The following is a 19,483-nucleotide window of genomic DNA, read 5'->3' as shown; positions in this document are numbered from 1 at the left end:
CGATGCCCCGCTTATGCGCTCGCAGAAAGCGGCGATTGATGCTGCGCGAGCACCACGGCGCCTGCGAACAGCCTGACGATAAAGCGCTCTGCGTAATCGATCAGCGCCTCGCGGTGAGCCGCATTGCCGATGTACTCATGCGACAGATGAAACAGTTGCAGCACGATCTGCGTGCAGACTTCATCCACCGTCGCCCGTGCCAGGGCCGGCATCAGGTTGAGCTGCACGATGTCATCGGCCATTTCCGCGGACACCTCGTGAAGGTTCACGCGCACGGCATCACGCAGCGCCGGCGAGGTGCCGTGATACTCGGCGAGCGCGCTCAAAAACGCTTCGCGGTTGTCCAGCGCAAACGCGAAAAACGCCGCACAGGCCCGACGTGGCACACTATGCGGCTCGTCGTGCGCGGCGAGCCAGCGCTCGCGCCTCAGCATCGGCCGCAAGCGCCGGCTTACCCACTCCACCGCTTCGCGCGCCAGATCGTCGAGCGTGTCGAAATGCCGGTAAAACGTGTTGGGATTCAAACTGGCCTCACGCGCCAGTTCGCGCAGACCCAGAGTCGCAAAGCTGCGGCCGCCCGCCGTCAGGCGCAACGCCGCTTCAATCAGCCGACGCTTGCCGGGTGCGAGATCAAGCTCGGGGTTGGGAATGGGTTCCATGGAGTTCAAAAGCAAAGCGCGTGCAACGTCTGAACTGTAAACCATCTTGACGCGAGGTGCACAGTTGTCTACCCTGCGCGTTACGGAGTAGACAACTGTAGACATGGCGGGATTGCTCATGCGCTTGTTCGAGCCCTCGCTCGCGTCTCACTGCATCCCAATTGACCCGGAGTACTGTCGTTATGCCGTCCCCCTCGCCTGCTACGCCACGCATTGCCATCGTCGGGAGCGGCTTCGCCGGCATCGGCATGGCGATCCGCCTGCGGCAGATGGGACTGGAGTCGTTCACGATTTACGAGGCGGCGGGCGACATCGGCGGTACGTGGCGCGACAACACCTATCCGGGCGCCGCCTGCGACGTGCCCTCGCATCTGTATTCGTTTTCCTTCGAGCCCAATCCCGGGTGGACAAGTGCGTACGGGCCGCAGGCCGAGATTCTCGCGTATCTGAAGCACTGTGTTCGCAAGTACGGACTCGAGCCGTTCGTGCGTTGCCATGCGCGCGTGGCGGCAGCTCGCTTCGATGAGAGCCGTCAGGTGTGGCGGCTGGAGATCGAGCATGGTGAGAGAGCGGCGCATGCAGCGGCTGGCGACGACGCCGTCGGCGCGACACCTGGCGCAGCGCCTGCATTGCCGACGGCGGATGCCTGGACCGGGCGCGAGACAATCGAAGCCGACATCGTGATTGCGGCCAGCGGACCGTTGTCACGGCCGGCACTGCCGCGGATCGCCGGCCTCGAACGCTTTGCCGGCAAACTGTTCCACTCGGCGCGCTGGGACCATGACTATTCGCTCGACGGCAAGCGCATCGCGGTGATCGGCACCGGCGCGAGCGCGATCCAGTTCGTGCCACAGATCCAGCCGCGCGTCACACAACTCGAGCTGTTTCAGCGCACCGCGCCGTGGATCATGCCGAAACCCGACAAGCCGGTTAGCGAGCGGGCGCAATGGTGGTTCCGGCATCTGCCGTTCACGCAGCGCTTCGTGCGCGGCGCAATCTACTGGCAGCTTGAATCGCGCGCCATCGCCTTCGTCGTCAATCCGAAGCTGATGAAGTATCCGATGAAGTTCGGCATAAGCTATCTGGAGCGGCGCGTGAAGGACCCTGCCCTGCGCGCCAAACTGACGCCGAACTACCGGCTCGGCTGCAAACGCGTGCTGATGTCGAGCGACTACTATCCGGCACTCAGCCAGCCCAATGTGGATGTAGTCACCAGCGCGATCCGCGAGATCGTCGCCGACGGCATCGTCACCGAAGATGGCATCCATCACGCAGCCGACGCGATCATCTGCGGCACCGGGTTTCAGGTCAACGGCGTCGGCGCGCCGTTCGACGTCACCGGCATCGGCGGCGCGGATCTCGGCGCCAGGTGGCTGCGCGACGGGCCCGAGGCGTATCTCGGCACCAGCATCGCCGACTTCCCGAATTTTTTCATGATGGCGGGACCGAACACGGGGCTCGGCCACAACTCGATGATCTACATGATCGAGTCACAGGTGCAGTACATCGCGGACTGTTTGAGCGAACTGCGCCGACGCGGCGCCCGCACCATGAACCTGCGGCCCGACGTGCAACAGGCATTCAACGCGCGCCTGCAAGAGGACATGCGGCGCTCGGTGTGGGCGAGCGGTTGCCATAGCTGGTATCAGACGAAGAGCGGCAAGGTCACCGCCATCTGGCCCGGCTTCACTTTCAGCTTCCGCAAGCGCACCCGCCGGGTGCGCACGCACGACTATCGCTTCGTGCGCTGACGTCGGCCGCGAGGCACCGCCGTTCTCGAACTCAAACAATCAGGGAGATAAGCATGGCAAGCCTCGATACCGCTCCACAAGCGCAGAACGCGGTGCTGCCGCCGCGCTCGCTCGCCGCGCGTCTTGGCATCACCAGCGTATCACGCGAGGCGCTGCGGCGGCGCTACACGCGGTCTGGCTCGAAATTCGTCAGTATCATGGGCACCGACGTTCACTACGTCGACGAAGGCAGCGGCGAGCTGCTTGTGATGATTCACGGCTTCGCGTCATCGCTGCATACCTGGGACGGGGTCGCGGAAGAACTCGCGCGCAGCTATCGCGTGATCCGCCTCGATCTGCCGCCATTCGGCGTGACCGGGCCGCTGCGCAGCCCGTCCGGCGCGATCGAGACGATGAACATGCCCACCTACCGGCGCTTCATCGATACGTTCATACAGGCGCTCGGCATCAGCCGCGCGACGCTGATCGGCAACTCGCTCGGCGGTCTGATCTCGTGGGACTACGCGGTACGCCATCGCGATGCGGTGGAGCGGCTGGTGCTGATCGACTCGGCGGGTTTCCCGATGAAGCTGCCGATTTACATTGGACTGTTCAACAGTGCACTGGTGCGCACGAGCGCACCGTGGTGGCTTCCCGAGCCGATCATCAGGAGTGCTGTGCGAAATGTCTATGGCGATCCGCGCAGGCTTGCCGCGCCGGTGCTGCGACGCTATATCGAGTTCTTCCACGGCGAGGACACGCGCGCGGCGATCGGCAAGATGGTGCCGACACTCGATTTCGCCGACCTCGATACCGATGTGCTGAAGTCGCTCGACGTCCCATCGCTCGTGCTGTGGGGTGCGAAGGACCGCTGGATTCCGCCCGCGCACGCGGCGCAATTCGCGCAGCGGATTCCGGGTGCACAGTCCGTCATGTATGAGGGGCTTGGCCACATTCCGATGGAGGAAGATCCCGGGCGGGTGCTGGAGGACTTGCGTGCGTTTCTCGCGAAAGAAACGGTAAGCAGGAAGACGGTTACGGCTTGATGGGGGGCGAGGATCGACGGGCACATGCCCGTCTTCAGTGGCGCGTGCGCTCGCTCAGCCCCCGCCTCCCAGCAGTCGCAACAGATCCCACAGAAACTTGCAGGCCATTACGATCAGCTCCCACAACTGGTAGAGCTGCTGCCAGCCGGTAACGCACGCAAAAGCTTCGATCATAGTCAGTCAGGCGATGGACGGTAGCGGTTTCCCGGCACGCCGGGGGTGGGATCGACGACCCGGTGCCGAGACCCACATCATATCGACCTCGGGATACCCCGTATCAAGTCGCACGCCAGGATGCCGTCAATACAGCGAGAAGACGCGGCATCCGACCTGGATGACCGCGCCAAACCGCGCCATCCAGGAGACACTCATGACGCGCTTTAGCTTTCGCCGGGCGGGCCGGACGCCGTCTATCGTCGGCGACATTGCCGCGCAAGCGGGCAAACTGGGCATTGAGATCTGCGACGTGTCGGGCCACGTCGAAGAGGTGGCGGCACGCGTGCAGCGCCAGGCCCAGGTGTGCCGCTCGCTGCGCGACGCCGCGACCCAGACGATGGCCGGTAATCGCCGGATTGCGACGGCCGCGCGCGAAATGCGCGACGTGACGACCTCGGTTGCCAGCGGGGTCCAGGAGTCGCAGCAGACGCTGGAGGCGTCGCTCGACGACATCCACGGCCTCGTCGAGGGTGTGACGGTGATCGAAAGCCACATAGGCGCGTTACGAGCCGCGCTGGCGCACGTGAGCCGGGTCTCTGAGGAGATTTCACTGATTGCGCGCCAGACCCATCTGCTGGCGCTCAACGCAGCAATCGAAGCCGCCCGGGCTGGCGACTCCGGCAAGAGTTTCGCGGTGGTCGCGGCGGAGGTGAAGAACCTGTCGGCGAAGACGGCCAAGGCGACGGGCCAGATCGAGACCACCCTCGCGCAATTGACCCAGCAGACGGAACAACTGACCAACGAGGGGTCGGCGAATACAGCGCGAGCGCATCGGGTGCGCGAAGGCACGCGAAAAATTGGCGAAGTGGTGCATTCGACGGGCGAAGCGATTACGCAGCTCAATGCGGAGGCGGGACAGATTGCGACGTTGACGGGGGAGATCGAGAGTCAGTGCACGGGATTGGAAGCACAGGTACTGGAGATGGCGAGCGGCGTGGAGGATTCGAGCCAGAACTTCGTGCAGGCGAAGGACCGGCTGGGGAATTTGCTGGGCGTATCGGAGACGTTGATCGAACTGACTGCCGCCACAGGTGTGGAGACGACGGATACGCGGTTTATTGAAGCGGTGCAGCAGACGGCGGCGAAGATTGGGAAGATGTTTGAGAGCGCGGTGGCGAGTGGGGAATTGACGATAGCGGACCTGTTCGATCAGACGTATGTGCCCATTCCGGGGACGAACCCGCCGCAGTTCACGACGCGGTTTCTTGCTTTTACGGATCGGGTGTTGCCTGCGGTGCAGGAGCCTTTGCTCGCGCTAGATCCGCGAGTGGCGTTTTGTGCCGCGGTCGATGCGCGGGGGTATTTGCCGACGCACAACAAGAAGTTTTCTCAGCCGCAGCGCGATGATCCGGTCTGGAATGCGGCGAATTGCCGGAATCGGAGGGTGTTCGACGATCGGACTGGGCTCGCTGCTGCTACTCATACGAAGCGGTTTTTGTTGCAGACGTATCGGCGCGATATGGGGGGTGGGGAGTTTGTGCTTATGAAGGATGCTTCTGCGCCTGTTTTTGTTGATGGCAGGCATTGGGGTGGGGTTAGGATGGGGTATAAGGCCTGACGGTTTTTTTTGCCTGCGCGGCGGTTTGGTGGTTTGCCTACGGCGTTGGGATTTGCTTGCTTTTTTGGTTTGGTTGCGTTGCCCTTGGCTGGTTTCTTACGGCGTTGGCCTCTCCTCGATTTGTTATCGGTCTGGTCAGGTTGTCTCTGGTCGTTTGCCTACGGCGTTGGCCTTTCCTTGATTTGTTATCGGTCTATTAGCTTCGCCCCTGTGCGGGGCGGCACCTACTTTCTTTGCCGCCGCAAAGAAAGTAGGCAAAGAAAGCGGGCTCACACCGCCAGCCCGTAGGTGTCCGCCTCTGCACGTAACCGTTAGTGGTCCGAAGACAAGACCCGCCCTCGCATTCCCACCGTAAGTGACAAAGCGCCCATCCACCCCACTCCGCACTCCGTGCGTCGCGGATGGGTCTGCCGGGGAAGACGGGGGGGGGGGATGGGCCAACACTTAGACTTCCTATAGACTTTGCAGAAGGCAATATACCCGACGGCGGGGCGCGCAGCGCGACGCTGGAACGGATGAGTGCTTTGTCACGAACGGGGGCGGCGCGAGAGCACGTCTCGTCTTGGGCCGTTCCCGGTCGAAGACCGAGATGGCTCACTACAGGCTGGCGGTTGCAGCCCGCTTTCTTTGCCTACTTTCTTTGCGGCGGCAAAGAAAGTAGGTGCCGCCCCGCACAGGGGCGAACCTAATAGACCGATAACAATGCAAGGAAAGGCCAACGCCCTAAGAAAACAACCAAAGCGCCGCGCAGGCAAAAACGTCAAAAACCTCAAACGGCCATGGCCATCCTCTTCCTCTCACTGCGCTGCATAAAATGATTCCCAACGATAACACCAACGGTAACAACAGCAATAAACAGCGTAGCTAAGGCATTCATCTCAGGATTCAACCCTAAGCGAACACGAGAAAACACAACAAGCGGCAAAGTAGTAGACCCGGGCCCAGACAAAAACGCAGACAGAACGAGATCGTCGATAGACAAAGTAAACGACAAAAGCCACCCAGCAACAAGAGCCTGCGAAATCAACGGCAACGTAATAAAGAAGAACACCCGCAACGGCGTAGCCCCAAGATCAAGAGCTGCCTCTTCCAGCGAAGGATGCAACTCCCGCACACGAGACTGCACAATAATCGCCACATAAGAAATACACAGCATCACATGCCCGATCCAGATCGTGAACACTCCACGTCCAGCTGGCCACCCAAGCCATTTCGCCATTTCGATAAACAGCAGCAGCAGCGAAATCCCCTGAATCACCTCCGGAATCACCAACGGCGCATTAATCATCCCCGTGTACAAGGTAAACCCGCGAAACCGCCCCATCCGCGCCAGCACAAATCCAGCCCATGTGCCGATAAACACCGACGCAAACGCCGTCATCAAACCAATCCGCAACGATAACCACGCCGCGGCGATCAGCTCGTCATCGTTCAGCAGCGCGGCGTACCAGCGTGTCGAGAAATGCGTCCACACTGTCACCAGTTGCGACTCGTTGAACGAATACACCACCAGGCTGACAATCGGGATATACAAAAACAGAAACCCAATACCAAGCGCAATGATCTGCAAAATGCGATTCGGCTTCATCAGCGTCGCTCCTCCAACGCCTTCGCCTGCGCGTACTGGAAGAACGCCATCGGCACCAGCAGCAGCAACACCATTGCGCACGTCACCGCGGAAGCCATCGGCCAGTCGGCGTTGTCGAAGAACTCATTCCACATCACGCGGCCAATCATCAACGTGTTCGCCCCGCCCAGCAGTTCCGGAATCACGTACTCCCCCACCGCCGGAATGAACACCAGCAGACATCCCGCGATAACGCCGTTCTTCGACAGCGGCAACGTAATCTGCCAGAACGCCTTCCACGGCTTCGCGCCGAGGTCGTAGGCCGCTTCCAGCAAGGTGATGTCCATCTTCACAAGATGCGCATACAGCGGCATCACGAGAAACGGCAGGTACGAATACACCATGCCGATATAAACCGCGGTATTCGTGTGATACAGCTCGATCGGCGTATGAATCAGGCCAATCGACATCAGAAAGTTATTCAGCAAGCCGTTATTCTTCAGGATACCGATCCATGCGTACACGCGAATCAGGAACGACGTCCAGAACGGCAACATCACCGCCATCATCAGAATGTTGCGGGTGGCCGGATTCGAGCGCGCAATGTAATACGCCATCGGGTAGCCAAGCAGCAGGCACAGCAGCGTCGACACCGCCGCCACCACCACCGAGTTCACATACGTCGCGAAGTACAGGCTGTCGGTCAGCAGAAACGCGTAGTGCGACAGGTCGAGCGCAATATGAACCATGCCGTCCTGGAAGCTGGTCAGCTCCGTGTACGGCGGAATGCCGAGCTGCAGGTCGGCAAAGCTGATCTTCACGACCAGCAGGAACGGAACCAGGAAAAACAGCAGCAGCCAGATGAAAGGTCCGGCCACCACGGCAGTGCGGCCCGTCAGGCCGAAGCGCCGCACGGGCCACGACGCGAAAGAACTCAGCGCGCTTTTCATGACGTCAGCACCACTCCCGCAGAAGCACTCCAGCGCACATACACTTCGTCGCCCCAGGTCGGCGGGTCGATCTCGGAGAGCGCCAGACTCGTGACGTTCGCCACCACCGTCTTGCCGCCGTCGAGCTTCACGTGGTAAAGCGAATAGCCGCCCATGTACGCGATATTCGTGACGACGCCCTTGCCCCAGTTGTACGCGCCCTCTGGCGGCTTACGCGTGAGCGCGATGCGCTCGGGTCGCACGGAGATCGTCAACGGCATGCCGAGCGGTCCGGTAATGCCATTGTTCACGTACAGGCGAACCGGCAGATCGGACGTCTCAACGAAGATGTGATCCGGTTCGTCCTCGACCACGTTGCCATCGAACAGGTTGGTCGAACCGATGAACTCGGCCGAAAAACGGCTGTTCGGGTACTCGTACACTTCATGCGGCGTGCCGAGCTGGATGATCTCGCCTTCGCTCATCACCGCGAGGCGCCCGGCCATCGTCATCGCCTCTTCCTGATCGTGAGTCACCATGATGCAGGTGACGCCGACCTTGTCCAGAATGTTGACCAGCTCGATCTGCGTGCGTTGACGAATCTGCTTATCGAGCGCGGACATCGGTTCATCGAGCAGCAGCAGCTTGGGCCGCTTGATCAGGCTGCGCGCAAGGGCCACGCGCTGCTGCTGGCCACCCGAGAGCTGATGCGGCTTGCGTTTGGCAAAGCGTCCCATCTGCACGAGGTCCAGCACCGACTGCACGCGCTCCTTCAGCTCCGCCTTCGGCACGCCTTCCTGCTTGAGCCCGAAAGCGACGTTCCCTTCGACCGTCATATGCGGAAACAGCGCATATGACTGGAACATCATGTTGACCGGCCGGCGATACGGCGGCATCTGCGCGAGGTCCTCGCCGTCGATCAGAATCTTGCCCGAAGTCACGCTCTCGAGGCCCGCCAGCATCCGCAAAAGCGTCGACTTGCCGCAGCCCGAACTGCCGAGCAGAGCGAACAGTTCGCCCTTCTTCACCGACAGGTTCACCTGCTTGACCGCGAACGTCTCGCCGAACTTCTTGACGACATCGACAATCTGCACGAAGTTTTCCGTTGCATCGTTCGCAACGGCATAGCTGCCCGGGGGCGGCGTGCCGGCCCCTGCCAGCGCACCCGACTGGTCACTACTCATGATTTGCTACTTCACTCCCGCGTTTGACGAACAAAGCCCCCGGTGAACACCGGGGGCTTCATGATGAGGCTTAGCTGCGGATCATTCGGCCGCGAACTTCAGCGGCCCGACTTGAACTCAGTCCACAGCCGGGTCTGCAGACGCTGGATTTCCGGCGGCAGCGGTTTCAGCAGGAAAAGCGTCTTGATGACGTCAGGCGGCGGATAGACAGCCGGATCGTCTGCCACGTCCTTGTCGACATACTTGCGCGCTTCGAGGTTCGCGCTCGGGTAGTAGACCTCGTTCGTGATCGCGGCGTGGACCTGCGGCGTCTCGATGTAGTTGATCCACTCGAGGGCGGCTTCCTTGTTCTTCGCGTCCTTCGGAATCGCCATCACGTCGAACCAGACCGGTGCACCGCCCTTCGGAATGTAATACTCGATCTTGTACGCCTTCTTCGCTTCGACCGCGCGATGCTTCGCGATCACCACGTCGCCCGACCAGCCGTACGCGAAACAGATGTCGCCGCCGACCAGATCGTTGATGTAACCCGACGAGTTGAACTGCGTGATGTACGGGCGGATCTTCTTCATCATCTCGAGCGCGGCGCGGTAGTCGGCCGGGTTCGTGCTCATCGGATCCTTGCCGATGTAATGCAGCGCAGCCGCAAACATCTGGTCTGGCGCGTCGAGCACCGAGACGCCGCACGCCTTCAGCTTCGAAATGTATTCGGGCTTGAACAGAATGTCCCAGTTGTTAAGCGGGACGTCCTTGCCGAGGATCTGCTGGACCTTGGTCACGTTGTAACCAAGCCCCGTCGTGCCGTAGGCCCATGGATCGGCGTACTTGTTGCCCGGATCGGCGCCGGCGACGAGCGCCATCAGCGACGGATCGAGGTATTTCTGATTGGGCAGCTTCGATTTGTCGAGCGGGGCGAAAATGCCCGCTGCAATCTGCTTGCCGGCGTAATTGCTGGTCGGCACGACGATGTCATAGCCCGAATTGCCAGTCAGCAATTTGGCCTGCAACGTATCGTCGCTGTCGTAGTTGTCGTATTTGACCTGAACGCCGGTCTGCTTGGTGAAGTTCGGGATGGTGTCCTTGGCAATGTAGTCGGACCAGTTATACACATTCAACTGCGTATCTTTTGCGGCCGCCGTCAGCCACGGCGTGGCGCACAGCATGAGCGTCGCCAGTTGGCGCACTACCAGTTTTTTCATCCCGTTCTCCCATCCTGTCGGCCACGGCCGACCGTCTACTCCACGCGCCGCAGCGCACCGCCTGCGGCTCCCCTGAAAAACCCGAAAACTACCACTAATTATTGCGCGCTTCAAAAAAAAAGCCAGGCTGTCGCGCAAAGGGTACAGCGCGAATGGCTTGCGCGAGCACGCCAGCTTGACGCGCGGATACAAAATTGCGCGCAATTTTAGCGGGTTATTGCCACATGTCCACCCGGAAAAAAACACGGGGTGCTTACCTCGAATCGTCTTGGCGGATTTCGCTGCGGCTTTATCGGGTCGTCGCGCATACGCTCGGGAACGCGACAGCATTGGACATGGCGCGACAGCCTTCGAATGGCTTTCATACCCACGCTGCGGGATTCGAGCGGATTCGCTTCAGCAACGGGCCGTTGCGGCACGATGTTCGGCGTCGGAGCGACATCCGTTCGTTGCTGGTTTGACGGAATCGATAGGTAGCGACAGGTATCGAAGTCACTATGTAAGCAATCTTTACAATGACACCCGGCGGCGGCGCCCGAGGCGAATTCGCCGTATCGGTTAACATAGCGGCACTTTCCTGCGTCCCGTCCCAAGGTTTTGAATGGCTTCGAATCTCCACGCTCTTCCGGACAGCCCGTGCATTGGCGTCTGCTCCACGCTCTTCGATGAGGTCTGTAAGGGTTGCGGACGCACGGCAACCGAGGTGTCGAACTGGGTCTTCCTGACCGATGAGGAAAAGCGCGCGGTGTGGGTACGCATCGAACAGGAAGGGACGGCAATGCGTTTCAAGAACGACAAGCTTTGACGACCAGACTGTCCGCCTGGCGGGCGTTGCCCGAATCAGCGGTTGAATAAAAAACGCCGGGAGACCCGGCGTTCTGTTCTTCGACTCAGAAGCGCATCCCGACGCCGAGCCCCACCACGACCGGATCGATATCCAGCCGGCCCAGCGCTGCCCCGCCAAGCGACGCGTCCGTTCTCATCCAGATCTTCTTGATGTCCGCGTTGACGAACACCGACTTTGTCACCTGGACGTCGATGCCACCCTGCACGGCCGGTCCGAAGCTGTGGTTGGTGATGGAAATCGGCTGACCGCCGACATTCAGACCGTTGTTGTAGAAATACGTGTAGTTCACGCCCGCGCCGAGGTACGGCCGGATGCGGCCCTGGTGGTTGAAGTGATACTGCAGCAATAGCGTGGGCGGCAACACGTTCACGCCGCCCAGGTTGCCGAGGCTCGACGTCACCTGGTGGCGCGACGTCCCGAGAATCAGCTCGACGCCGAGGTAGTCGCGAATCATGTAGGTCAGATCGAGTTCCGGCACGATTGCATTGTTGACGCCTACATTCAGCGCCGACAGGGTGTTGCTCGTGGACACGTTCGGAGTGATGCTGATGGCCCGCAAACGCACCAGGACGTCGCCCGCGTGGATACCGCTCATTTCGTCATCGCCCGCCGCGCGCGCCTGCGACATCGTAAGACCCATACCCAGCAGGCACGATGCGATCACTGCGGCCTTGAGGCCGCTTTTTGTCTTGTTCTTCATGTTATTCCCCGGTCGTTGAAAGGTTCCCGGGGATTGTGGAAGCTCTGCTCAATCGTCGGGTTGACCCGCGTCAACCTAGCGAAAACGCCCATCGGCCTGCGACAGGAGGTCGCGCCACTCCGGTCAGCAACAGCTCGATCAGGTCGTGCACGCTGCGAATCGCACTGCCGAACGGCAACGCCTCACGGCCGCGGAAGAACAGGCCGTTGGCGACATCGCCACGTAGCGCCGCGGCGAGCCGCGTGTCGATGCAGAAGTGCCCAAACTTTTCGATGCCGTCGCGCAAACCGCACACGCTCAGACATTCCAGCGCGGTGGGGCACGCGTTCTTCAGCGTCCCAATCTTGTCGCGAATGCGGGTTTCGTTACGCAGATATCGCGTGAGCCATGGCGTCCTGACGGCTCGCGCCGGTAGTCCGGTCACGCTGACGAATTCAACGATGTCGTCGGCTGTCGCTTCGGCCAGCACACGTTTGAAGTTCGGATGCGCGTCGCCCTCCTCCGTGACGGCGAAAGGCGTCCCGATCTGCACGCCGTTGGCGCCCGCTGTGAGCCAGGACCGCACGGCGTCGTGGCTGTTGATACCCCCGGCGACGATCAGCGGCACGTCCTTGCGACTCAGGCCGAGCGACGCAAAAATCGGCTCCAGTTCCTCGAGAACGCGTGCAAAGCCGAAGCGGCCATCGTTCATATCTGCGAGGTTCGTCACGCCGAGGTGACCGCCGGCGTGGGCCGGATGTTCGATGACGATCGCGTCGGGCAAGCGCCCCTTCTTCATCCACTTCTTCAGTACGAGTGCGATGCCGCGACTGTCGGAGAGAATCGGAATCAAGGCGATATCGTGGCCCTGGGTCATGTCAGGCAGGTCGAGCGGCAGCCCCGCGCCCATCACGATGGCATCAGCACCGTTCTCGCAGGCGACCCGCACATAGTCCGCGTGTGCATTGACCGCTTTCATCACGTTGACGGCCAGCATGCCGCGCCCTTCGCTCAAGGCGCGGGCCGCGTGAATCTCGCGTGCCAGCGCGGTGAGATTGGCGCTTTCGAGCGTCGCACGATCCGGATTCGCCCGGCACAGATCGACCAGATCGGCGTGATGATGGCGCAGGTCAATGCTGGCGATCGTGCCAAGTGCGCCCTCACGCGCGACGCTGCCAGCCAGCCGGTGCGCCGAAACGCCAACGCCCATGCCGCCTTGAACGATCGGCAGCAGCGTGTGGCCGCGGATGACCAGCGGTGCAAAGGAATGAGATGAGAACATGAGGCCCCGGGTCGACGAAATAAAACGTCAATACTCGTCAATCGGGTGGCGCACGCATTGCGGCACATCAAACAAAAGGAGCGTGTGCCTGTTCGGGCACACGCTCCTTTGTCCGGCGTCATGGGCAACGCAGAATCAGCGGGGCCGGTGAACGCGACACGTGTTGTGGCGTGAGCACCGTAACCCAACGAGCAACAGACTTACCGCGACATCATGTTCATGCTGACGTTATGCATCACTCACACCGTGCCGCCGATCAGAATGACCGCGGCCACCGCCGTGTAGCACAGCGCCATCACGTTCCAGCGTTGACCGGACGAGGTGTTCAGATGCAGAAAGAACACCAGATGAACGACGATCTGCACGAGCGCCAGCACGGCCAGCACAACCATGGCTGATTGTGGGGGGAGCATACCGCCCATCACCAGTCCAAACGATGCGGCCGTCAGCAGAACGGCAAGGACAAACCCGACGATATAGCCGAGCGCGCTGCCGTGTGCCTCTTCTTCATGCAGCGATTGCGTATGAGCCATTTAGAGCACGCTCCCAAGATAGACAAACGTAAATACGCAGATCCACACGATATCCAGAAAGTGCCAGAAGAGACTTAGGCACGCGAGGCGTGTAATCTCGCGCTCGGACATTTCGGGCTTGAGGACGATCTGCATAGCCAGCACGACCATCCAGATGAGCCCCACCGTGACGTGCAAGCCGTGTGTGCCGACCAGCGTGAAGAACGCCGAGAGGAAGGCGCTGCGACTCGGCCCGGCGCCCTCGGCGATGAGGTGCGAAAACTCCTGCATTTCGAACCAGAGAAACGCCAGACCCAGCACGAATGTAATTGCCAGCCAGCCGAGCACGACGCCCGACTTGCGCTTGTGCGCGCCGAGCATTGCAAAGCCGTAGGTGATACTGCTCAGCAGCAGGACGGCGGTTTCCAGCGCGACACCCGGAATATCGAACAGATCCTTACCGGACGGCCCGCCCGCGAACTGGTGCGCCATCACGGCAAACGCCGCAAATAGTGACGCAAACAGCACGCAGTCGGTCATCAGATAAAGCCAGAACCCGAATACCGAGTGAGATGGCGCGTGCTCGCTTTCCAGTTCGCCCAGTGCGGCGACATGAGTGTTCTGTAACATCAGTTGACCTCCGCAGCGGCAAACACGTCGCCCAGCTTCTCTTTACTTGCCTTGCCGTTTTTCTCTTCGGTCCGGCGCACCGTATCGGCAGAAATGTAGTAGCCGTCGTTGTCACCGAAGCTGCGACCGATCACCGTCGCCATGATGGCGATGAGCGCCAGGACCGCGAGCCACGTGATGTGCCAGACCCCGGCAAAACCGAGCATCAGGCTAAAGATGCCGATGAAGAAACCTGCGCTGGTATTCGACGGCATATGAATGTCGCGGTACACCACGTCCTTGCCAAGGCCCTGCCCCGTTTCCTTCATATGCGTGAACGCATCGAGTTCATGGACCGCCGGGATGGTCGCGAAGTTATAGACCGGCGGCGGCGACGACGTGGCCCATTCGAGCGTGCGGCCGTCCCACGGATCGCCCGTCAGGTCGCGGTACTCGGGCAGCTTGCGATTGCGCACGCTGACGACCACCTGCAGAACCTGGCAGACCACGCCGAGCGCGATAAATACCACGCCACATGCAGCGAAGATCAGCCACGGATGCCACGCAGGGTTGTCATAGTGATTCAGGCGTCGCGTCATGCCCATGAAGCCGAGCACATAGAGCGGCATGAACGACACATAGAAGCCGACGAACCAGAGCCAGAATGCGGCCTTGCCGAGTCTCTCGTTCAGCTTGATGCCGAAGACCTTCGGGAACCAGTAGTGAACGCCCGCCAGATATCCGAACACCACGCCGCCGATGATCGCGTTATGGAAGTGGGCGATCAGAAACAGGCTGTTATGCAGCACGAAGTCCGCGCCGGGAATCGCCATCATCACGCCGGTCATGCCACCGATCGTGAACGTGATCATGAAGCCGATCGTCCAGAGCACCGGGGCGGTGAATTCGAGGCGTCCACGATAGATCGTGAACAGCCAGTTGAAAATCTTCACGCCGGTCGGGATGGCAATGACCATGGTCATAATGCCGAAGAACGCATTGACGTCCGCGCCGGAACCCATCGTGAAGAAGTGATGCAGCCAGACGAGGAACGCCAGCACCGTAATCACACATGTTGCGTACACCATCGTCCTGTAGCCGAACAACGGCTTCTTCGCGAACGTCGCGATCACTTCAGAGTAAATGCCGAACGCAGGCAGAACCAGAATGTAGACCTCGGGGTGGCCCCAGGCCCAGATCAGGTTCAGGTACATCATCGCGTTGCCGCCGCCATCATTCGTAAAGAAGTGCATGCCGAGGTAACGGTCGAGACCGAGCAACGCGAGCGTCACCGTCAGGATCGGGAATGTCGCCATGATCAGCACGTTCGAACACAGCGCGGACCATGTGAACACCGGCATCTTCATCAGCGACATGCCCGGCGCACGCATCCGGATAATGGTGACAAAGAAGTTGATGGCCGTGATCAGCGTGCCGACGCCCGACAACTGCAAACTCCAGATGTAATAGTCGACCCCAACGCCTGGACTGAATTGCAACTCCGACAGCGGCGGATACGCGAGCCAGCCGACCTGCGCAAACTCACCGATGACGAGCGACAGGTTGATCAGAATCGCGCTGATTGCGGTCATCCAGAAAGAGAGCGAATTCAGGAACGGGAACGCCACGTCACGTGCGCCGATCTGCAGCGGCACGATCAGGTTGAACAGACCCACCATTAGCGCCATCGCCATGAAGAAAATCATGATGACGCCGTGCGCCGTAAAGATCTGGTCGTAGTGATGCGGTGGCAGATAGCCCGGCGAATCATAGGCGAGTGCCAGTTGCAGACGCATCATGACCGCGTCGGCAAAACCGCGCAGCAGCATCAGTACTGCAACCACGATGTACATCACGCCGATCTTCTTGTGATCGACGCTGGTAAGCCACTCGCTCCACAGCCATTTCCATTTGCCGAACCAGGTCAGCGCGCCCAGTGCAGCGAGGACGAGGATCACCATCAGGGCGCCCGCACCCATGATGATGGGCTGATCGAACGGAATCGCCGAAAGTGTCAGTTTTCCGAACATGTGTTACCCCTTCGTACTGCAATTGGCGTTCTGTAAATCGAGAACATTGCCGTTGTTGTACTTCGCAATGATGTTGTGGAACAGCTTCGGATCGACCGATGAGAAATAGCGCACCGGCTCCTTCTCGCTCGGCTGCGCCACCGTGTTGTATTCGTTCATGTCGAGCCGGCCGGAGGATGCCTTGACCTTTTCCACCCACGCGTTGAACTGCTCGGGGTTGGTGGCCAGCGCGCGGAACTTCATGTCGGAAAAGCCCTTGCCGCTGAAATTGGCCGAGACGCCGGCGTAGTCGCCTGCTTCGTCCGCAACCAGGTGCAACTGCGTTTGCATGCCCGCCATGGCGTAGATCTGGCTACCCAGCTGCGGAATGAAAAACGAGTTCATGACCGAGTCAGACGTAATCAGGAAATTAACTGGCGTACCCACCGGGAAAGCCAGTTGATTGACCGATGCAATGCCGAGATCCGGGTAAATGAAGAGCCATTTCCAGTCGAGCGCCACTACTTCAACGTTGATGGGCTTGACGGCCGACTCGATGGGCTTGTACGGATCGAGTTCGTGCGTGGTCTTCCATGTCAGCACCCCGAGACACAGGATGATGATGGACGGCACCGTCCAGATGACCACTTCGATCGCCGTGGAGTGTGCCCATTTCGGCGCGTAAGTCGCCTGACGGTTGCTGGCACGATAGCGCCAGGCAAACCAGAGCGTCATCAGGATGACCGGCACGACGACGATCAGCATCGTGAACGTCGCTGTGCCGATCAGCGACTTCTCGGCGATGCCGATGCTACCTTTCGGGTCGAGTACGTCGAGCGTGCTGCATCCTGAAAGACACGTGGCCAGTGCGGCCCCGGCGGGTATCCACACCCTGTTGTTAAGGACTCCCTTGTTCATCATATTTGCCTGCTTTTCATTGAGCCACCCCCGAAATCAGCTGCATCTTCGCAACACGCAACCCACGCAGTTGAATGCGTACGCCGCAGGATTTTACGAGCGGAGGTTCAGGCGAAATTTGATCCTGGCCAAGGAAAGCACAGACGATGTGTCATTTTGTGTGCATGCGAGCGCAGGCCACGCGGGAGGCCATAACGTGAGCAGTTGGAAAATGACATGTTCGCGCCGCCTGGAGCTCATCCGGCAGGTGATGGAATGGACATGTGAAAAGCAGCGACGCGCTTGCCAACAAGATGTTGACCAGACGCAAGAGGGATGTGCCGCAGGAAAATCGAGGAAGGAATTGAAGCGCGATCGAATCGCGTTACCGCGGGATCCGCCTTGCACCCACCCTAAGTCCAGGACAGGTGCAAAGCGGCTACATCATGAAGCGGATCGAAGCGAACTAAGCGGCTTACTGCACGCCCTGGCTAGACAGGAAGTCCTCGTAGTTGCCGCCAAAGTCATACAGCGTGCCGTCCGAACGCACTTCGATAATCCGGTTCGCCAGACCGCTGACAAACTCACGATCGTGCGACACGAAAATCAGCGTGCCTTCGTACTTGTCGAGCGCGATCTGCAGCGACTCGATCGATTCCATGTCCATGTGGTTGGTCGGCTCGTCCATCAGCAGCACGTTGTGACGCCCCAGCATCAGCTTGCCCCAGATCATGCGGCCCTTCTCGCCACCGGAGAGCACCTTCACCGACTTGCGGATGTCGTCTGCATTGAACAGCAAACGGCCCAGCGTGCCGCGCACCATCTGCTCGTCGTCGCCTTCCTTGCGGTAGCCGTCGATCCAGTCCATCAGCGTGACGTCGTCCGGAAACTCTTCGTACGTGTCCTGCGGCATGTAACCGATATTCGCGTTTTCAGCCCACTTGACCGTGCCGTGGTCCGTCTTCACGCCGCCTTGCAGCGAACGCAGCAACGTGGTCTTGCCGGCGCCGTTCTGGCCGATGATGGCGATACGTTCGCCCGGCTGCACGCTGATGCTGAAGTTGCTGAAAATCGTGCGGTCGTACTTCTTCGTGATGGTGTCCGCGACCACCGCGATATTGTGCAGCTTCTTCTCGTATTCGAAGCGGATGAACGGATTCTGCCGCGACGAAGGCTTGAATTCCTCGATCTTGATCTTGTCGATCATCTTCAGACGGCTGGTGGCCTGACGGGCCTTCGACTTGTTGGCCGAGAAGCGGCGCACGAAGTCCTGCAGATCGGCCACGCGTTCCTTCGCCTTGGCGTTGGCGTTCTGCTGACGCTCGCGCGCCTGCGTGCTGGCCAGCATGTAGTCGTCGTAGTTGCCCGGATAGACCTTCAGCGTGCCGTAGTCCATGTCTGCCATGTGCGTGCAGACCTGGTTCAGGAAGTGTCGATCGTGCGAGATGATGATCATCGTCGAGTTGTACTGGTTGAGCACGTCTTCCAGCCAACGGATCGAGTTGATGTCCAGGTTGTTCGTCGGCTCGTCCAGCAGCAGCACGTCCGGCTTTGAGAACAGCGCCTGCGCGAGCAGCACGCGCAGCTTCCAGCCCGGCGCCACGTTGCTCATCGGGCCGTTGTGGTCTTCGATGGCAATGCCGATACCGAGCAGCAGCTCGCCTGCACGCGCTTCGGCCGTGTAGCCGTCGTACTCGGCGAACTTCGCTTCGAGTTCGGCGGCGTGCATGTAGTCGTCGTCGGTCGCGTCCGGATTCGCGTAGATTGCGTCGCGTTCGGTCATGGCGGCCCACATTTCCGTGTGGCCCATCATAACGACGTCGAGCACGCGTACGTCTTCATAGGCGAACTGGTCCTGGCGCAGTTTGCCGAGGCGCACGTTGGGTTCGAGCATCACGTTGCCCGAGCTCGGCTCCAGATCGCCGCCGAGGATTTTCATGAAGGTGGACTTGCCGCAGCCATTCGCACCAATCAGGCCATACCGGTTCCCTTCCCCGAATTTGACCGAGATGTTCTCGAAGAGGGGCTTAGGCCCGAATTGCATGGTGATATTTGCGGTAGACAGCACGGCGCGTCCTTTGAATGAATTTGCGGCGAACAACCCATCATTTTAGCAGGTTATCAAGATGTTAGCCCGCGCGTGGGCGGCTTGATTTCCTGTAAAGGGTCGTTCAGCCGCTTCTCGCGCGACAAAGGGCCGAATCATCGCGCCCTCCATTTGAACCGTCAGGCACGCGATGTGCACCTTGATCCGTCAGTGCACACGGGGCGCGATTGCCTATACTTTTCTCACTAACCTGAAGAAGAAGGAGGAGGAGATGTCGAAAGACCACGTTTACAAGCAGATCGAGTTGACCGGCTCATCGGCCAAGTCGAGCGACGATGCGATCCGCACGGCGATTGAAAAAGCATCCAAGACCCTGCGCAATTTGCACTGGTTCGAAGTGACCGAAACGCGGGGTCAGATCGAAGACGACAAGGTCGTGCATTGGCAGGTGACCATCAAGGTCGGTCTGCGGATCGAATAAGGAAAAAAAGCTGCGTCCGCGAGGACGCAGCC

Annotated in this window: 17 protein-coding genes; 5 read left to right on the top strand and 12 right to left on the bottom strand. The window is 60.1% G+C overall.

Annotated elements, in window-relative coordinates; genetic code table 11:
• Positions 1-11: 11 nt before the first annotated feature.
• Complete coding sequence (locus tag P3T40_RS24100; protein ID WP_429270214.1) at positions 12-659, bottom strand: TetR family transcriptional regulator; 648 nt, start codon at positions 657-659, stop codon at positions 12-14.
• 182 nt (positions 660-841) lie between these two features.
• Between P3T40_RS24100 and P3T40_RS24095 the strand changes: the two genes are divergently transcribed.
• The 3 genes from P3T40_RS24095 to P3T40_RS24085 all read left to right on the top strand — a co-directional run bounded on the left by P3T40_RS24095 (position 842) and on the right by P3T40_RS24085 (position 5,209).
• On the top strand, positions 842-2,410 hold the full coding sequence (locus P3T40_RS24095; protein ID WP_429270213.1) for a flavin-containing monooxygenase: 1,569 nt from the start codon (positions 842-844) through the stop codon (positions 2,408-2,410).
• A 53-nt stretch (positions 2,411-2,463) separates the two neighbouring features.
• Positions 2,464-3,435 (top strand): alpha/beta fold hydrolase, encoded by a 972-nt coding sequence (locus P3T40_RS24090; protein ID WP_429270212.1) that lies wholly within the window; start codon positions 2,464-2,466, stop codon positions 3,433-3,435.
• 370 nt (positions 3,436-3,805) lie between these two features.
• A complete protein-coding gene (locus P3T40_RS24085; protein ID WP_429270211.1) occupies positions 3,806-5,209 on the top strand; it encodes a methyl-accepting chemotaxis protein in 1,404 nt (467 codons plus the stop codon).
• Positions 5,210-5,978: 769 nt separating this feature from the next.
• Here the strand turns inward: P3T40_RS24085 and P3T40_RS24080 are convergent.
• From P3T40_RS24080 to P3T40_RS24065, 4 genes are all read right to left on the bottom strand, one after another.
• Positions 5,979-6,797: an ABC transporter permease subunit gene (locus P3T40_RS24080; RefSeq protein WP_429270210.1), complete on the bottom strand. Its 819-nt coding sequence runs from the start codon at positions 6,795-6,797 to the stop codon at positions 5,979-5,981.
• Positions 6,797-7,726: an ABC transporter permease subunit gene (locus P3T40_RS24075; protein ID WP_429270209.1), complete on the bottom strand. Its 930-nt coding sequence runs from the start codon at positions 7,724-7,726 to the stop codon at positions 6,797-6,799. The genes P3T40_RS24080 and P3T40_RS24075 overlap by 1 nt, the downstream gene beginning before the upstream one ends.
• On the bottom strand, positions 7,723-8,889 hold the full coding sequence (locus tag P3T40_RS24070; protein ID WP_429270208.1) for an ABC transporter ATP-binding protein: 1,167 nt from the start codon (positions 8,887-8,889) through the stop codon (positions 7,723-7,725). Before P3T40_RS24070 ends, P3T40_RS24075 begins: the two co-directional genes overlap by 4 nt.
• Positions 8,890-8,987: 98 nt before the next feature.
• Positions 8,988-10,088, bottom strand: a complete 1,101-nt coding sequence (locus P3T40_RS24065; RefSeq protein WP_429270207.1) for a polyamine ABC transporter substrate-binding protein — start codon at positions 10,086-10,088, stop codon at positions 8,988-8,990.
• Positions 10,089-10,689: 601 nt separating this feature from the next.
• Between P3T40_RS24065 and P3T40_RS24060 the strand changes: the two genes are divergently transcribed.
• The gene (locus P3T40_RS24060) at positions 10,690-10,893 is read left to right on the top strand and encodes a DUF1289 domain-containing protein (RefSeq protein ID WP_074299488.1); all 204 of its coding nucleotides are present in this window, start codon (positions 10,690-10,692) and stop codon (positions 10,891-10,893) included.
• 85 nt (positions 10,894-10,978) lie between these two features.
• Here the strand turns inward: P3T40_RS24060 and P3T40_RS24055 are convergent, their stop codons facing one another.
• The 7 genes from P3T40_RS24055 to P3T40_RS24025 form a co-directional block, all read right to left on the bottom strand.
• Entirely contained in the window at positions 10,979-11,635 is a 657-nt protein-coding gene (locus P3T40_RS24055) for an OmpW/AlkL family protein (RefSeq protein WP_429270206.1), read from the bottom strand.
• A 70-nt stretch (positions 11,636-11,705) separates the two neighbouring features.
• The gene (locus tag P3T40_RS24050; RefSeq protein WP_429270205.1) at positions 11,706-12,896 is read right to left on the bottom strand and encodes an NAD(P)H-dependent flavin oxidoreductase; all 1,191 of its coding nucleotides are present in this window, start codon (positions 12,894-12,896) and stop codon (positions 11,706-11,708) included.
• 239 nt (positions 12,897-13,135) lie between these two features.
• Positions 13,136-13,429, bottom strand: a complete 294-nt coding sequence (cyoD, locus tag P3T40_RS24045; RefSeq protein ID WP_429270204.1) for a cytochrome o ubiquinol oxidase subunit IV — start codon at positions 13,427-13,429, stop codon at positions 13,136-13,138.
• Positions 13,430-14,038 carry a cytochrome o ubiquinol oxidase subunit III gene (gene cyoC, locus P3T40_RS24040; protein ID WP_429270203.1) on the bottom strand — a complete coding sequence of 203 codons (609 nt, stop codon included), beginning with the start codon at positions 14,036-14,038 and terminating at the stop codon, positions 13,430-13,432.
• A complete protein-coding gene (gene cyoB / locus P3T40_RS24035) occupies positions 14,038-16,047 on the bottom strand; it encodes a cytochrome o ubiquinol oxidase subunit I (RefSeq protein ID WP_429270202.1) in 2,010 nt (669 codons plus the stop codon). The genes cyoC and cyoB overlap by 1 nt, the downstream gene beginning before the upstream one ends.
• Before the next feature lie 3 nt (positions 16,048-16,050).
• A complete protein-coding gene (gene cyoA / locus P3T40_RS24030) occupies positions 16,051-16,944 on the bottom strand; it encodes a ubiquinol oxidase subunit II (RefSeq protein WP_429270201.1) in 894 nt (297 codons plus the stop codon).
• Positions 16,945-17,398: 454 nt separating this feature from the next.
• On the bottom strand, positions 17,399-18,991 hold the full coding sequence (locus tag P3T40_RS24025; RefSeq protein WP_429270200.1) for an ABC-F family ATPase: 1,593 nt from the start codon (positions 18,989-18,991) through the stop codon (positions 17,399-17,401).
• A gap of 250 nt (positions 18,992-19,241) precedes the next feature.
• Between P3T40_RS24025 and P3T40_RS24020 the strand changes: the two genes are divergently transcribed.
• Entirely contained in the window at positions 19,242-19,451 is a 210-nt protein-coding gene (locus P3T40_RS24020; protein WP_429270199.1) for a dodecin, read from the top strand.
• The last annotated feature ends 32 nt before the right edge of the window (positions 19,452-19,483 follow it).

It is taken from the genome of Paraburkholderia sp. EB58, from assembly GCF_050436665.1.
GTDB lineage: Bacteria > Pseudomonadota > Gammaproteobacteria > Burkholderiales > Burkholderiaceae > Paraburkholderia.
Note: the sequence above shows the minus strand (reverse complement) of the source record. Positions and strands in the feature narration are given on the sequence as shown.